This is a genomic window from Microvirga sp. 3-52 (genome assembly GCF_018383585.1).
Taxonomy (GTDB): domain Bacteria; phylum Pseudomonadota; class Alphaproteobacteria; order Rhizobiales; family Beijerinckiaceae; genus Microvirga.
On record NZ_JAHAMK010000015.1, the window covers coordinates 1 to 13,019 of the forward strand.

A 13,019-nucleotide genomic window follows, 5' to 3' on the forward strand; every position below is an offset into this window, starting at 1 on the left:
CATTCGGTGGTTGACCTTCAGACGGCCATCAACCGCTACGTTGCCGAGACGAACGCCAGTCCCAAGCCCTTCACGTGGACGGCTGATCCAGATGAAATCATCGCCGCCGTCAGGCGTGGGCACCAAGCGTTAGATTCCATCCACTAGAGTCGATCCTTTGGGTGAACAACGACGCACCTTTAAATCCAGATTATTTACATGGCATATTTCGAGTACACCCCCCGAAGCACGTTATACCACTACACAAGCAGCGCCGGGTTTGAAGGGATAATCAGATCAAAGGAGCTGTGGCTATCTGATCTAAAGAACTCAAACGATCCGAGAGAGCTGAGAATCGGATATGACAACGTTTTTAATATCTTGAACGCTTCAAAAAATAAGGCTTCAAGCAATCTTAGCCGTCACTTTATTGAATATTTAGAAAATGACCTAACGTCTTACTTCAGCAACACAACTCCTTACTGCCTATCTTTAACACATTCGGGCGACTCGCTTCCGATGTGGGCCACTTATGGTGCTTACTATACTGGGTTGTCGATTGGGCTCCGGCCTACAGCAATCGTGGATATGCCTGTCAGAGTTCAAAAGGTGCGATACCCGAACATCATCCCTGACCAAGAAACTATTGGGTTGATTAATGACTTAGCAGAACAGGCCGCTAGCCATGATACGTTCTTCGCGAAGGCAGAGGTTGTCTCAGGGGTCTTTTCAATAATCACGTCTATTAAACACGATACTTGGTCATATGAAGCTGAGGTGAGGCTATTACATGCGCAAAGGAACATGCCCCCAGAAAAGCATTGGCATCCAGCCTTCTCGATGACCGCACTTCTTCCTGATGATCAACCTGTACTCTGGTCAGAGCCTCTAGTGCGCAACTCAGCAGCGGGAGAAATAAAATACCTCAAGTTTCCCTTTGGTCGTTATCGTCAAGGCACATTCGATGCTTCCAACGCCATTGAGAAGGTCATTGTTGGCCCAAACTGCGACCTGTCCCCATCCGCTGTTGATGTTCTTCTGCGAGAGAATGGATTCGTGGGCTATACAGTAGCAATATCCAATTGTCGGATCAGAATGTAAAATCTCGCTAGTGACAGAGTCATAGAGAGCCTTTGCGCCATAAACGGAACTACATCTCCAAGAGAATACTGAGCCACTAAAAAGTCTCTCATGGTTCCGCCTTTTAGCTTCCGCCATGTGAGCCTCAGGTTATTCGGAAGGTCAAAGAGCTTCTGCAAGGATCGCAATGACTTATCGTTATTGCTGTTGCGACCCAGTAGGTGAGTGAAGCACCTGGAGATTCTCCAGTCTAAGATCGTAAGGTGCTATTACCTGCAACCGGTCTGGGTTAGCAGGTGGAGCCTGTTTTAAACGTCGGGGGTCTTATGGACGAGATAAATAGCTACTCTTTTACAGGACCACCGCGCTGTCTGCGCTTCAAGAGTTCGTCCATGATGCCCTGACAAAGATGGGGAACTCCTTCCATATTGCGTTCAGGATTCTCATTGGTCTTCGCAAGTCTCACGACGGTAGGAAACACTGGGCTGGCGCTCGTGGGCGTGAGCACAAGGAACCCCTTATCGTCGATCTCTAGGTCAAACGTGCTAACCGCTACCTTCTCCCCGCCGACAAAGTCGTAGGCTAATCCGGTGGTGCCCCACCATGTGTTGCTTCCCTCGAACTGTACATATTTCCATGGCAGGAACGCACACATGCGCGGGTTGTGGATCGATCCTGTGATCACTCCTTCCTCGACCTCGACGCTCAGCCAAACGACGTTGCTTGCTGATTTATTTGCCCATTCGGCGGCGTCCACGAATCCCTCACCGCTATTCGTCCAAGTGCCCGTGATTGCGGCGTCATCCCGCCCCCAGTTTTGTAGGTCATGGATCGCTTGGAGAGCGTCCTTCCCATCTGCGAGAAGCCCGACCACGAGGGCTATCGAAGAGAATAGCCCTCCGATCCATGCCAACTTCTTCAGCACGTTTCGTGTCATGGGAACCCTTTATTGCTACTCTCTTGCGACATACCCTTACTTTGCTAAGCAGATAGGGTGAACAGGTACTGGGCAGTTACCCCACGTGGTGCCGAGGGAACTTCGCCAAAGCTCCAGCCAACATAGTTATTGGGGGTGCCTCGTACTTCCTGCCTACTGACGTGACTTTATGCCCGGTGATAGCGTCTCGGATACGCTCTTCAATCCCTGCTCCCAAGGCGATGGTTTTCCATGAGTGCCTCCACCCATGCTGCGGGTCCACGTCTCTGTCCTTCAATCCAGTTGCTTCGCGCACCCAGATCGCGAGTTGCTGCGCTCGGATTTCAGCAGGGTTGGTTTGCGCCCCTTCTCGATGACGTGATTCGTCGTAGAACAGTGGCTTACTTCCACAGGATCTTGCGAATTCTAAGAAGCCTTGCTCAATCAAATGAGAGTGGATGGGGACTTTGCGGGGAATGCCAGTTTTCGTCCTCCAGAGGTGCATGACAGGGATGCCCTCCTCTATCCAAATGTCTGTGCCGCGAAGATGGCAAAGTTCTCCAATCCGAGCCCCAGAGTAAGCAGCCAGCCAAGGACACCAACGAGCCGCATTGGAAATCGACAGGTCCTTTGGATGAGGCATCACGTCCAGAGCAGCTTTGAGGATCGCCCTCATCTCGAAGAGCCGAAAGGTTCGCTCTCGTCTCACCACCAACTTGGGCCCATCCAGACGAACCCCTGCGGCAGGATTACTGGCAAGCACCCTCCCCCCAGATCGGTCCATCGCCCATCTGAACATAGAACTTGCAGCAACAAGGTCGTTCTTATTCACGGCTCTGGGGCTCACACCTTCCTTATCGCGCCTATGCTCCGCCCAAGCGTGGAGATCATCCCCTGAGAGGGATCGGACATCAGTTCCCGTCGTGAATGCAGCAAGCGACCTCAGGCTGGCTTTGTACCGCTTCAGGGTGTTCTTCGCCTTCTTATCGGATTGATAGGCAAGCCATCTCTCTAGCAATGCATCAACCGTGAGCGGAGGCTCCTCGGCCACAGGCTTGGAGGAGACAATTACGGGCGCTTGTTGGCTGGTGCGGGATAGGATTGGGCTAGGTTGGTGGTAGGTACTGATCCCGATCCCCGCCCGGTGCGCCTCCCAGAACCGCTTCAGGGCTACATCGGCGATGGCATGAAGCTGCTTGGCCTCGGAGGTGTCCCTCGTATGCAGGGACATCTGGACCATCTCGCCAATCTTGACCGTTTTCACCTGCCCACCAAGCGGCAGGGACACGAAGGTGCCCTTGAGGCTCTTCAGATCGCTGGGGGTACGCTGCCGAAGGTGGAGTTTGCCCGTCTTTTTGTCCTTCCACGGACGAGCCATCGTGAACGCCATGTGTGAGACCCCTGTGTGAGACTAGGGATCTGCAAGAGCGTTGAAGGATTAGGAAAATCGTTGATCAGAAAGGCGTTGGACCACTTGGGTAAGTGGTGCCCAGGAGAGGACTCGAACCTCCACGGTGTTACCCGCTGCTACCTGAAAGCAGTGCGTCTACCAATTCCGCCACCTGGGCCTGCCTGTTCGGCGAGGCTTCGTTTACGGTGCTTCTGGCGGCACGTCAATCGCTGAAAGTGCGACCGATGTGCTTTCTTTATCATGCACCTCTTCACAGGGGAGCGGCGTTTGACTAGAGACATTTTAAATTTCACACCCAAGCTCCATGCAAGTCCCTCTCAGGGCAGGAGAGTTTCATGATCGGTGCCCTTCGCACGCCTGAGCAGCAAACCGTCACGGTCTTCGGCGGATCGGGCTTCCTCGGCCGCTACGTGGTGAGCCGTCTGGCCGAACGCGGCTATCGCGTCCTCGTGCCGACCCGCCAGCCGAACCTCGCGAATTTCCTGCCCCTGGGCAAGGTTGGCCAAATCAACCCGATCCACGCCAACCTGCGCAACGAGGATTCGGTGGCTCATGCCGTGGCCCGGGCGGACCATGTGGTCAACCTCGTCGGCATCTTGCAGGAGAACGGCCGCCAGCGCTTCGATACGCTCCAGGCCAAGGCCCCGGCGATGATCGCGCGGCTCGCCAAAAAGGCTGTGTCCATCGTCCATGTCTCGGCCATCGGCGCCGATGCGAATTCCGAATCGGCCTATGCCCGGTCCAAGGGCGAGGGCGAGGCCGCCCTGCTCCAGGAGAGGCCGGATGCCGTGATCCTGCGCCCCTCCCTGATGTTCGGGCCGGGCGACAGCTCCTTCAACCGCTTCGGGACGCTCGCCCGCATGCTCCCCGTGCTGCCGCTGCCGGGCGCCGAGACCCGCTTCCAGCCGATCTATGCGGGTGATGTGGCCGAGGCCGTCGTGCGGGCGGTGGACGGCGCCGTGCCGGGTGGCCGGGTCTACGAACTCGGTGGGCCCGAGATCCGCACCATGCGCCAGATGATGGAATTCGTCCTCAAGGTCACCGAGCGCAAGCGCGTCATCGTGCCTGTGCCGAACAAGCTGGCCCGGACCATGGGCAGCACCCTGGGCTTCCTCGACATGCTGACCTTGGGCCTGATCCCGAACGAACTCGTGACCACCCGGGACCAGGCGATCCTGCTCGAGACGGACAACGTGGTCTCGGAAGGCGCCCTGCGCGAGAGCCGCACGCTCCAGGGCCTTGGCCTCACGCCCACCACCATCGAGGCGATCGTGCCGAGCTACCTCCTGCGCTTCCGCAGGACCGGCCAGTTCGATCTCAAGCGCAACGCGACGACGACGAATCCGGACCTGCTCGCGCCGCGCTCAGGGGGGACCGGATCCGACTTCCACCCGGAGCGGGCATCCGGTCCGGCCGTGGGTCAGCAGGCGAGCCACTGAAGGGATTGAGAGGCAAAGCCTTCAGGCTTTCTCGATCGATGTCCGGGTGTCACGGCGAAGGGGCATCCGCTTCGCCGGATTCTGCGTGAGCTTCTTGTGCAGGTGAACCATCAGGGCCGCGCCGAAGATCGGCGTGATCAGGTTCACCACCGGCACGAGCACGACAGCCGCCACCACGGCACCCGCGGCCAGCACCGTGCCCCGGTGCTCGGCGCGCAGGCGCGTCACGTCCTCGGCCGACCAGAAGCGGCCCGCCGCAAGCTCGAAATATTCCCGGCCCAGCAGATAGGCGTTGGCGATGAAGAACACGCCGATATTGATGCCGGGGATGAAGAACAGGAGCAGGGCGACGAGGTTCACGAGGAGTGACAGGCCGGCGAAACGAAGGCCATAGAAGATGGCCTTTCCGAAAGGCAGGGGCTGGCCCGGTGGATCGGCAGGATAACTCCTGCGCTCCACCACCTCGGCCACGTCGTCGAGGAAATAGCCCGCCACGATGGCGGAGATCGCCGGCAGCAGATAGATCAGAGCGACGAAGAGGCCGAAGCCCGCGAGGAAGAACGCGAAGCTGTCGATGATCGGATAGGTGGCGCTCAGATCATGGTTTGTGAGGAAGATGTCGAAGAGCTTGGTCAGGCCGAGCCAGACCAGGATGAGCAGCGCCACCGTCAATCCAATCGACTTCCAGAGAATGCGCCGCAAAGCGGGCGAGAATACCTCGCGAGCCGCTGCGAAAACCGACTGGATCAGCATAGATGGTTCGTTTCCTTTCAGGGCATCCCTTGATGCGGGAGGCGAACCTTACTTATGAACGAACCCGCCGCAAAGCGAGAGGTGAGACCATCGTGTCATCGGAAGGCGAAACGCCGGCAAGCCTGAATACGAATCCGGATGTGGTGATCGTCGGTGCGGGAAGCGCCGGGATCGCCGCGGCACGGCGCCTGCTGGCGTCCGGTCTCTCGGTGACGGTGCTGGAGGCGCGGGGCCGGATGGGCGGACGCACGGTCACGCGTCCCTTCAAGGGCCATCCGCTCGATCTCGGCGCCCACTGGCTCCATGCGGGTCCGATCAATCCTCTCGTGAGGCTCGGGCATCGACGCGGCGAGCCGCTGCGCCGCGCGCCGGTGGACGGGCATTTCTTCGTCCACGGCAGGCCGGGCAGCCGAGCCCAGCGGGCGGCCCTCGACAGCGCCTTCGCCATGGCCGACCGGGCGATGACCCAGGCGGCCAACGCCTGCGAGGATCAGCCGGCGGCCAAAACGCTTCCGCCGATGGGACCGCAAGGCCGGCGGGTCGCCGCCATCCACGGCCTCGTCTCGGGCCGCCCCCTCGACGAAGTCAGCCTGCACGATTTTCCGAGCATGGAATATTCCGACAACCTGTTCATCGCGGGCGGCCTCGGCGCCTATGTGCGCCGCCTCGGCCATGATCTGCCCGTGCGGCTCAACACCGTCGTCCCTGCCATCGACTGGTCCGGACAGGGCGTGCGGGTCGATAGTTCCGCCGGAACGCTCCAGGCCAGTGCCGTCATCGTGACCACTCCGATGGCGGTGCTGCAGCAAGGTGCCATCCGCTTCGCGCCCGCCCTGCCCAACACGGTGGGCGAAGCCGTTCACGGCTTCACGCAGGGCGTTTACGAGCACGTGATCCTGCATTGGCCGGATTCACCCTTTCGCGGTGCGGACCGGCTGGCGAGCCTGACGGGAACCCACCGGCAGCCCCCGGGACTCCTGACCCGCATCGACGGCACGCCGTTCCATTTCTTCGAGCTCGACCAGCCCACCGCCGCCGCTTTCGACCGGCGGGATATCCATGCGCCCCATCGCTACGCACGCGAGGTGCTGGCGGAGCATTTCGGCTATCGGGCGATCCGGAATCTCTCCGCCGTTCACAGCACCGCCTGGCGGCACGATCCCTGGGCGCGCTCGTCCTGGGCCGTGGTGCCGCCGGGGCTTTATGCTATCCGTGATGCCCTTAAGGCGCCGGTCGGGGAGCGGATCTGGTTTGCCGGTGAGGCGCTGTCGCGCGCCCAATGGGGCACGGCCGGGGGAGCCTGGGAGGAAGGCGAGAGGGCGGCCGGAGAAGTCGTCGCGCAGCTGCGCCGAGGCTTTCAGGGCTGATCCAGGCCGTTGTCCAACCGGGTACGGACCCAGTTGACCGCCTCGTCGAGATCGACAAGAACCGGCGGCCTTGCACTGATCATGCTGCCGCAGGGACCGAAACCTGCCTCCAGGAACCAGCCCTCCGCCTGCCCCCGCCCGCCGGCGGTTTCCTCCGGGGTGACCCGGACAAAGACGGCGACCAGCTGGCCGTCGGCGAGGATGAGCTGTCCCTCGTGAGAGCCGCCGTTGGCCATGACCGGAATCGGCTGGAGAGTAATGTCACGCATCGCTTGTCCGCACGTCAGGGCTACCGGTCCTCGTTCTGGAGGCTGAGATAGGTCGAGGTGAACTCGCCGACCTTCTTCAGCCGCTCCCAGTCGAGAATGGTCAACGCATCACCCTGGAAGCGGATCAGTCCCTCCTTGCGCAGTTCCTGCAGCACGCGGTTCACATGAACGGTCGAGAGGCCCAGGGTATCGCCCAGTTCGGCCTGGGTGACAGGCAGCTGGATCGTATCGCCGTCGGCCCGGCCGACCGCCTTCAGGCGCAGAAAGAGCTCGCAGATCAGATGCGCCATGTGGGCCGTGGCGGAGAGGCGGCCCATGGCCGTCAGCCATTCCCGGTGAATGGCCCCGTCGATCAGCGTGCTGAGCCATAGCATCCGCGTGAGATGAGGATACTCGTCAGTGATCTTCTCGAGAGTCGCGTGCGGAACGGTGGCGATGCGGCAGGTGGTCAGAGCCAGCACGCCATGGTCCATCGTCTTCAAGAGAAAACTATGCAGATCGAGGAAATCGCCCGGAACATGAAGAGCCGAGATCTGCCGCCGTCCGTTCGAGACGATCTTGTAGCGGGCAGCAAAGCCGTCCAGGAGCAGGGAACTCTCCGTCGGGCGGTCGCCCTCGCGCACGATGTCCTCGTCGGCCTCGACGACCCGAATCCGCGCAATCGCATTTTCCAATGCCTTCTTCTCATCGTCGGAAAGCTGATCGCGCTGTTCGAGCTTTAGAATCAGAGGGTTGGTCATTCGGGCCGTTCAGGGGTCAACACGATCCTGTTCTGGCCAAACTCCCTTCTTGGCCGCACTCACATATGTTTATGCTCAGGATGGATTTTGGTTGCATGGAGCCTCCGCCAACATCTTCGCGTTCGTGAAGAATGGAGGGCGTCCGCCCGCCGATCGACGAGGCGTTGGGATTAAGGCCGTCCAGTGGCCTTGAGCGTCAGTCCAGAAGGGCCCGTATCGCCCTGGCGGGGACCTGTTCGCCATAAGGTTTGGCGATGAAGACGACCTCGCGCGGGAGCATGCCGTCATCGGGCTCGAGATGGCCGGAGGTGATGACCACGGAGATGTGTGGCCATCGACTGCGGACGAGGGACGCGAGTTCGAGGCCGTTCATGGAGCCCGGCATCCGTACGTCTGTGAACAGAACCCGGATATCCGTGCGGCGCAGCAGAGCTTCCTGGGCGGCGTGGGCATTGGCGGTTTCGATCACTTCAAAACCGGCATCTTCAAGTGCATCGGCGGTCGCCATCCGAACGAAGGGCTCATCCTCCACAAGGAGCACGACGGGTCGCAAGGGTGACGTATGGCCGTTCATCGAACCGGGAGCGCTCCCCGCAGGATGGTTGAAGGTTACGCAGGTCGAACAACTCGAATCATCTGGATTAACATATGTTATCGTTATTCCGGGACAAGGAAAATGTTCGGCAGGCATGCGGGCCGCCGACGGCGCCATGCTTTCCGGTCGAACACCGTCAGAGCATGCTGGGCAGAACCCGGTCCGGCGGCTTGTGGCCGTCGACGAAGGCCCTGATGTTGACGATGACCTTTTCACCCATGGCCACGCGTCCCTCGTGGGTGGCCGAGCCCATATGGGGCAGCAGCACCACCTTGCCCTGCTTGGCGAGCCGCACGAGGCGCGGGTTGACCGCCGGCTCCTCCTCGAACACGTCGAGGCCGGCTCCCGCGATGGCGCCGGCCTCGATGAGCTTGGTGAGAGCGCTCTCGTCGATGATCTCGCCGCGGGCCGTGTTCACCAGGATCGCATCGGGCTTCATGAGCTTCAGGCGCCGCGCGGAGAGCAGATGATAGGTTGCCGGAGTATGCGGGCAGTTCACCGACACGACGTCCATGCGGGCCAGCATCTGGTCGAGGGATTCCCAATAGGTCGCCTCGAGCTCCGCCTCGATCTTCGGCGGCACGTGGCGGCGGTTGTGATAGTGGATCGACAACCCGAAGGCCTTGGCGCGCCGGGCCAGCGCCTGGCCGATGCGGCCCATGCCGACGATGCCGAGGCGTTTTCCCGTGATGCGCCGGCCCAGCATCCAGGTCGGCGACCAGCCGGTCCATTCCCCGTCCGGGATCACCCGGGCTCCCTCGGGGATGCGGCGGGCGACGGCCAGGATCAGCGCCATGGTCATGTCGGCCGTGTCCTCGGTGAGCACGCCCGGCGTATTGGTGACCGCGATGCCTTTGGCCACGGCAGCCGTAACATCGATGTTGTCGACGCCGTTGCCGAAATTGGCGATGAGCTTCAGGTTGGGTCCGGCCTGTGCCAGCACCGAGGCGTCGATCTCGTCCGTGATGGTCGGCACGAGCACATCGGCCGTCTTGACGGCCTCGGCGAGGTCCTCCGGGGAGAGAGGCTTGTCCTCAAGGTTGAGGCGCGTGTCGAACAATTCGCGCAGGCGCGTCTCGATCACATCGGGGAGGCGGCGGGTGACAACGACGACAGGTCTCTTTTTCATCGACTTCAAGCGTCCCCAGCACTGAAAAACCCGCGAAGTTTAAAGAGTTTCACGCTCTCTTAACTCTACTTCGGCGATCAAAGGTGACGACCCGCCGCGTGGCGGTCTCCGTCAAGCTTCTCTACCAGAGCCTCAATCCTAGACAAAGCCACTATCCGGGGGAACCATGCGCAAGATCGTCCTTGCCCTTGCTCTTGTCAGCCTGAGCGCCGCATCGGCGCTGGCACAGCAGCAGCCTCCGGGCGGGCGTCTCGGCACGGGTCTGCCGGTGCCGCGCTATGTGAGCCTCAAGACGGACCGGGTGAATCTGCGCGAGGGTCCCTCCAAGGATCATCGAACGGCCTGGGTGTTCCAGCGTGCCGGCCTGCCGGTGGAGATCATCGCCGAATACGAAACCTGGCGGCGCATCCGCGATTCGGAAGGCACGGAAGGCTGGGTCCTCCATTCTCTCCTGTCGGGGCGGCGCACCGCCCTCGTGATGCCCTGGGCCAAGAGCCAGCAGCCTCCGATCAGCCTGTTGGACCGGGCGGAGGAGAAGGGCGGCGTAGTGGCTCATCTGCAGCCCGGCGTGATCACCAACATCAAGGGCTGCGACGGCAAATGGTGCCGCGTCATGATCGTGATGGACGGGGCCCGCGACGTGGACGGCTACATCCAGCAGGAAAAGCTGTGGGGCGTTTATCCCAACGAGACGGTCGAATAGGACGTTTCCGATTTATCAAGCTTTTGGGTCTTAGAAGGAAACATCGTTTCGCAGAACCTGAAAGCCTGCCTCCATGTCCCTCAACCTGAGCTTCAAGCTGCTGCCGATCCTGGCCCTGGTTCTCGGCATCGCGTCCATCGTCGCTCCGCGCTTCCTGAACATCTTCGTGGCGATCTTCCTCATCGCCTACGCCCTGGTCGGCTTCGGTTTCATTCGCTGAACATCCTGTCCATCGTCGTTGCGGTGCCATGCTACGCTCGCTCCGCAATGGCAGGACATGGCCGCCGCAATTTTTTAAACCAGCCGCCGCATCAAACGCTGACCGAAGACGTTGAACGCGAGGCCCAGCACGATCACCGCTCCGCCGACGGCCTCGATCGGGTGCATGGCCTCGCCGAGGATGAGGGCCGAGCCCAGAATGCCCGCGACCGGGACGAACAGGGCGAAGGGCGTCACCGTGGCGGCCGGGTGGCGGGACAGGAGATAGGCCCAGATCCCGAAGGCGAAGATTGTCGTCGGATAGGCGAGATAGGCCACCGCCAGGAGGGTGCCGCCGTCGATCCGGGCAAGGGCGGAGATCACCTGGCTCGGACCGTCGAGCCAGAGCGACAGGCCGAACAGCGGCAGGGGCGCCACGAGGCTCGACCAGACGATGAAACCCAGCATGTCGACCCGGCCGGCCCGCTTGGAGATGATGTTGGCCACGCCCCAGGCGGCGGCGGCCAGCACGGTCATGAGAAAGGGAACGGCGCCGCCACCGGTCATGCGCGGCCAGGCGATCAGCACGAGGCCGAGGCTGGCCACGAAGCCGCCGATCACCTGATGCAGGCCGGGGCGCTCACCCATGAACAGGGCCGCAAAGAGAATCGTGAAGAAGACCTGCGCCTGCATGACCACGGAGGCGAGGCTTGCCGGCATGCCCAGGCTGAGCGCTGCGAACAGCAGTCCGAACTGGACGACGCCGAGGAAGAAGCCATAAGCGACGACATTGCGCCAGCCGGTCTTGGGCCGCGGGACGAAGAAGACCGCCGGAAGGGCCGCGAGGAGAAAGCGGAGCGCGGCCAGCAGCAGGGGCGGCGTGGTGCCGACCCCGAGTTTGATGACGACGAAGCTCAGGCCCCAGAGGGTGGTGACGAGGAGGGCGACGAGGCTATGGCTGAGCGGCATCTGCTGGAGCATCGGACCCGAAAGCGGCCCATCGTCGATGCGGAAAACCGGGTTCGCTTTTCACCCGCGTGGCCCTTCGGGTCGCCGACGCGGACCTCTGGTTCCGCACAATGCGCTGAGACCGGAAGGCCGCTCACTCGAAAGTTAAGGAGGGGCGTCGACTTAGACGCTCTTGCGGCGGAGACGCACGATGACTTCGACGCCGGCCACTTCCATGCCCTCCGGCGGCTCGGGCAGCTCCGCGACGCTGACGCCGGACGTGAGCGGCATATCGACGAGCTCTCCCTCCTCCTCCAGGAAGAAATGGTGGTGTTCGGTCGGGTTGGTGTCGAAATAGGCCTTGGCCCCGTCCACCGCGAGCTGGCGCAGCAGGCCCGCTTCCGTGAACTGGTGCAGGGTGTTGTAGACGGTCGCCAGCGAGACCGGGACGCGGGCGCGGGACGCCTCGTCGAACAGCATTTCAGCCGTAATGTGCCGGTCGCCCTTACCGAACAGGAGCCAGCCCAAGGACACGCGCTGCCGGGTCGGGCGCAGGCCTACACGGCGCAGCTTGTCCCGCAATTCGGACACGGGGCACCCCCTCCGGTGAGCCGGAGCGATGGTAGACTCGATATAGGCAGACAAAGGATCGGTCATTGGCGGAACTGAATGAACGGATGGGCGCTTCTAACATCACAATCATAGGAAAGCGAGAGGGTTACTGCAAGGCTGCCCCGCGATGGCGGCTGAAATGCTCCTCACCACAGCCAAAGAATCCCGGCGCAGGTCCTTTGATGGATGGCCAAGCCTGTGCTACCAGAGCCCGCACCCTGGTCTCGAGGCTTCCTCGAGGCCGCTTTTTGAAGACGCAATGAAAGGATCGGCATCCGGAATGGCCCGCCAGTCCAGCTTTACTTATGAAGAGCTCCTTGCCTGCGGGCGCGGAGAATTGTTCGGCCACGGCAATGCGCAATTGCCGCTTCCGCCCATGCTGATGTTCGATCGGATCACGTCGATCGGCGAGGATGGCGGCGCCTATGGCAAGGGCCACGTGGTGGCGGAACTCGACGTGCGGCCGGATCTCTGGTTCTTCCCCTGCCACTTCAAGGGCGATCCGGTGATGCCGGGCTGCCTGGGCCTGGACGCGCTCTGGCAGATGACGGGCTTCTTCCTCGGCTGGGGCGGCTCGCCCGGACGCGGCCGGGCGCTCGGCGTCGGTGAGGTGAAGTTCTCCGACCAGGTGCTGCCCACGGTCAAGAAAGTGGTCTACGGCGTCGATCTCAAGCGCGTCTTCCGCTCGAAGCTGGTGCTCGGCATCGCCGACGGCTGGCTCGAGGCCGACGGCCGCCGGATTTACGAGGCCAAGGACATGCGCGTCGGCCTGTTCCAGTCGGAAGAAGCCGCAGGCGGCTAGGCTTTCTGGCGCTGACCCAAGGTCAGTGCCTGTTCCATCCTATTGACAAAGCGCGGTCTTTTTTAAAGAACCGGCCTT

The 13,019-nt window shown here is 61.5% G+C and carries 15 protein-coding genes, 1 tRNA gene and 1 pseudogene; 7 read left to right on the plus strand and 10 right to left on the minus strand.

Translation table 11 applies throughout. The features are described 5' to 3' along the window. Window positions 1–147: pseudogene (locus KHP60_RS13040) on the plus strand (IS630 family transposase); the annotation flags it as partial. A 51-nt stretch (window positions 148–198) separates the two neighbouring features. Further along, entirely contained in the window at window positions 199–1,080 is an 882-nt protein-coding gene (locus KHP60_RS13045; RefSeq protein ID WP_213564718.1) for a DUF2971 domain-containing protein, read from the plus strand. A 322-nt stretch (window positions 1,081–1,402) separates the two neighbouring features. On the opposite strand, the gene KHP60_RS13050 is transcribed toward KHP60_RS13045, so the two are convergent. The 3 genes from KHP60_RS13050 to KHP60_RS13060 all read right to left on the minus strand — a co-directional run bounded on the left by KHP60_RS13050 (window position 1,403) and on the right by KHP60_RS13060 (window position 3,543). Continuing rightward, window positions 1,403–1,984, minus strand: a complete 582-nt coding sequence (locus tag KHP60_RS13050; RefSeq protein ID WP_213564719.1) for a hypothetical protein — start codon at window positions 1,982–1,984, stop codon at window positions 1,403–1,405. 88 nt (window positions 1,985–2,072) lie between these two features. Next, the gene (locus KHP60_RS13055; RefSeq protein ID WP_213564720.1) at window positions 2,073–3,365 is read right to left on the minus strand and encodes a DUF6538 domain-containing protein; all 1,293 of its coding nucleotides are present in this window, start codon (window positions 3,363–3,365) and stop codon (window positions 2,073–2,075) included. A gap of 93 nt (window positions 3,366–3,458) precedes the next feature. Then, window positions 3,459–3,543 (minus strand) — tRNA-Leu (locus KHP60_RS13060). A 178-nt stretch (window positions 3,544–3,721) separates the two neighbouring features. Here KHP60_RS13060 and KHP60_RS13065 point away from each other — a divergent pair. After that, window positions 3,722–4,825 (plus strand): complex I NDUFA9 subunit family protein, encoded by a 1,104-nt coding sequence (locus KHP60_RS13065; protein ID WP_213564721.1) that lies wholly within the window; start codon window positions 3,722–3,724, stop codon window positions 4,823–4,825. A 21-nt stretch (window positions 4,826–4,846) separates the two neighbouring features. Here the strand turns inward: KHP60_RS13065 and KHP60_RS13070 are convergent, their stop codons facing one another. Beyond that, on the minus strand, window positions 4,847–5,578 hold the full coding sequence (locus KHP60_RS13070) for a sulfate transporter family protein (RefSeq protein ID WP_213564722.1): 732 nt from the start codon (window positions 5,576–5,578) through the stop codon (window positions 4,847–4,849). A gap of 92 nt (window positions 5,579–5,670) precedes the next feature. Here KHP60_RS13070 and KHP60_RS13075 point away from each other — a divergent pair, with 92 nt between their 5' ends. Further along, window positions 5,671–6,945 (plus strand): NAD(P)/FAD-dependent oxidoreductase, encoded by a 1,275-nt coding sequence (locus tag KHP60_RS13075; protein WP_311925031.1) that lies wholly within the window; start codon window positions 5,671–5,673, stop codon window positions 6,943–6,945. Here the strand turns inward: KHP60_RS13075 and KHP60_RS13080 are convergent. From KHP60_RS13080 to KHP60_RS13095, 4 genes are all read right to left on the minus strand, one after another. Then, entirely contained in the window at window positions 6,936–7,214 is a 279-nt protein-coding gene (locus KHP60_RS13080; RefSeq protein ID WP_213564723.1) for a hypothetical protein, read from the minus strand. The genes KHP60_RS13075 and KHP60_RS13080 overlap by 10 nt on opposite strands. Before the next feature lie 20 nt (window positions 7,215–7,234). After that, window positions 7,235–7,954, minus strand: coding sequence for a Crp/Fnr family transcriptional regulator (locus KHP60_RS13085; RefSeq protein WP_213564724.1), 720 nt, complete (start codon window positions 7,952–7,954; stop codon window positions 7,235–7,237). Between the two features lie 196 nt (window positions 7,955–8,150). Further along, window positions 8,151–8,528, minus strand: coding sequence for a response regulator transcription factor (locus KHP60_RS13090; RefSeq protein ID WP_213564725.1), 378 nt, complete (start codon window positions 8,526–8,528; stop codon window positions 8,151–8,153). 157 nt (window positions 8,529–8,685) lie between these two features. Beyond that, window positions 8,686–9,678: a D-glycerate dehydrogenase gene (locus KHP60_RS13095; protein ID WP_213564726.1), complete on the minus strand. Its 993-nt coding sequence runs from the start codon at window positions 9,676–9,678 to the stop codon at window positions 8,686–8,688. Window positions 9,679–9,844: 166 nt separating this feature from the next. On the opposite strand from KHP60_RS13095, the gene KHP60_RS13100 reads away from it, so the two are divergent. Next, complete coding sequence (locus tag KHP60_RS13100; RefSeq protein ID WP_213564727.1) at window positions 9,845–10,381, plus strand: SH3 domain-containing protein; 537 nt, start codon at window positions 9,845–9,847, stop codon at window positions 10,379–10,381. Window positions 10,382–10,454: 73 nt separating this feature from the next. Next, a complete protein-coding gene (locus KHP60_RS13105; RefSeq protein WP_152715407.1) occupies window positions 10,455–10,601 on the plus strand; it encodes a DUF3096 domain-containing protein in 147 nt (48 codons plus the stop codon). A gap of 74 nt (window positions 10,602–10,675) precedes the next feature. On the opposite strand, the gene KHP60_RS13110 is transcribed toward KHP60_RS13105, so the two are convergent. Together KHP60_RS13110 and irr are read right to left on the minus strand one after the other, a co-directional pair. Continuing rightward, window positions 10,676–11,548 (minus strand): EamA family transporter, encoded by an 873-nt coding sequence (locus tag KHP60_RS13110; RefSeq protein ID WP_213564728.1) that lies wholly within the window; start codon window positions 11,546–11,548, stop codon window positions 10,676–10,678. A gap of 162 nt (window positions 11,549–11,710) precedes the next feature. Further along, window positions 11,711–12,184, minus strand: coding sequence for a Fur family transcriptional regulator Irr (irr, locus tag KHP60_RS13115; protein WP_249688752.1), 474 nt, complete (start codon window positions 12,182–12,184; stop codon window positions 11,711–11,713). Window positions 12,185–12,419: 235 nt separating this feature from the next. Here irr and fabA point away from each other — a divergent pair, with 235 nt between their 5' ends. After that, window positions 12,420–12,941 (plus strand): 3-hydroxyacyl-[acyl-carrier-protein] dehydratase FabA, encoded by a 522-nt coding sequence (gene fabA / locus KHP60_RS13120; RefSeq protein ID WP_213564730.1) that lies wholly within the window; start codon window positions 12,420–12,422, stop codon window positions 12,939–12,941. The last annotated feature ends 78 nt before the right edge of the window (window positions 12,942–13,019 follow it).

What these genes read in the sequence shown, in the direction of transcription:
- KHP60_RS13045 (WP_213564718.1), top strand. Translation starts at nt 199, where the DNA reads ATGGCATATTTCGAGTACACCCCCCGAAGCACGTTATACCACTACACA.
- KHP60_RS13055 (WP_213564720.1), bottom strand. Translation starts at nt 3,365, where the DNA reads ATGGCGTTCACGATGGCTCGTCCGTGGAAGGACAAAAAGACGGGCAAA.
- KHP60_RS13065 (WP_213564721.1), top strand. Translation starts at nt 3,722, where the DNA reads ATGATCGGTGCCCTTCGCACGCCTGAGCAGCAAACCGTCACGGTCTTC.
- KHP60_RS13070 (WP_213564722.1), bottom strand. Translation starts at nt 5,578, where the DNA reads ATGCTGATCCAGTCGGTTTTCGCAGCGGCTCGCGAGGTATTCTCGCCC.
- KHP60_RS13080 (WP_213564723.1), bottom strand. Translation starts at nt 7,214, where the DNA reads ATGCGTGACATTACTCTCCAGCCGATTCCGGTCATGGCCAACGGCGGC.
- KHP60_RS13085 (WP_213564724.1), bottom strand. Translation starts at nt 7,954, where the DNA reads ATGACCAACCCTCTGATTCTAAAGCTCGAACAGCGCGATCAGCTTTCC.
- KHP60_RS13090 (WP_213564725.1), bottom strand. Translation starts at nt 8,528, where the DNA reads ATGAACGGCCATACGTCACCCTTGCGACCCGTCGTGCTCCTTGTGGAG.
- KHP60_RS13095 (WP_213564726.1), bottom strand. Translation starts at nt 9,678, where the DNA reads ATGAAAAAGAGACCTGTCGTCGTTGTCACCCGCCGCCTCCCCGATGTG.
- KHP60_RS13100 (WP_213564727.1), top strand. Translation starts at nt 9,845, where the DNA reads ATGCGCAAGATCGTCCTTGCCCTTGCTCTTGTCAGCCTGAGCGCCGCA.
- KHP60_RS13105 (WP_152715407.1), top strand. Translation starts at nt 10,455, where the DNA reads ATGTCCCTCAACCTGAGCTTCAAGCTGCTGCCGATCCTGGCCCTGGTT.
- KHP60_RS13110 (WP_213564728.1), bottom strand. Translation starts at nt 11,548, where the DNA reads ATGCCGCTCAGCCATAGCCTCGTCGCCCTCCTCGTCACCACCCTCTGG.
- irr (WP_249688752.1), bottom strand. Translation starts at nt 12,184, where the DNA reads ATGACCGATCCTTTGTCTGCCTATATCGAGTCTACCATCGCTCCGGCT.
- fabA (WP_213564730.1), top strand. Translation starts at nt 12,420, where the DNA reads ATGGCCCGCCAGTCCAGCTTTACTTATGAAGAGCTCCTTGCCTGCGGG.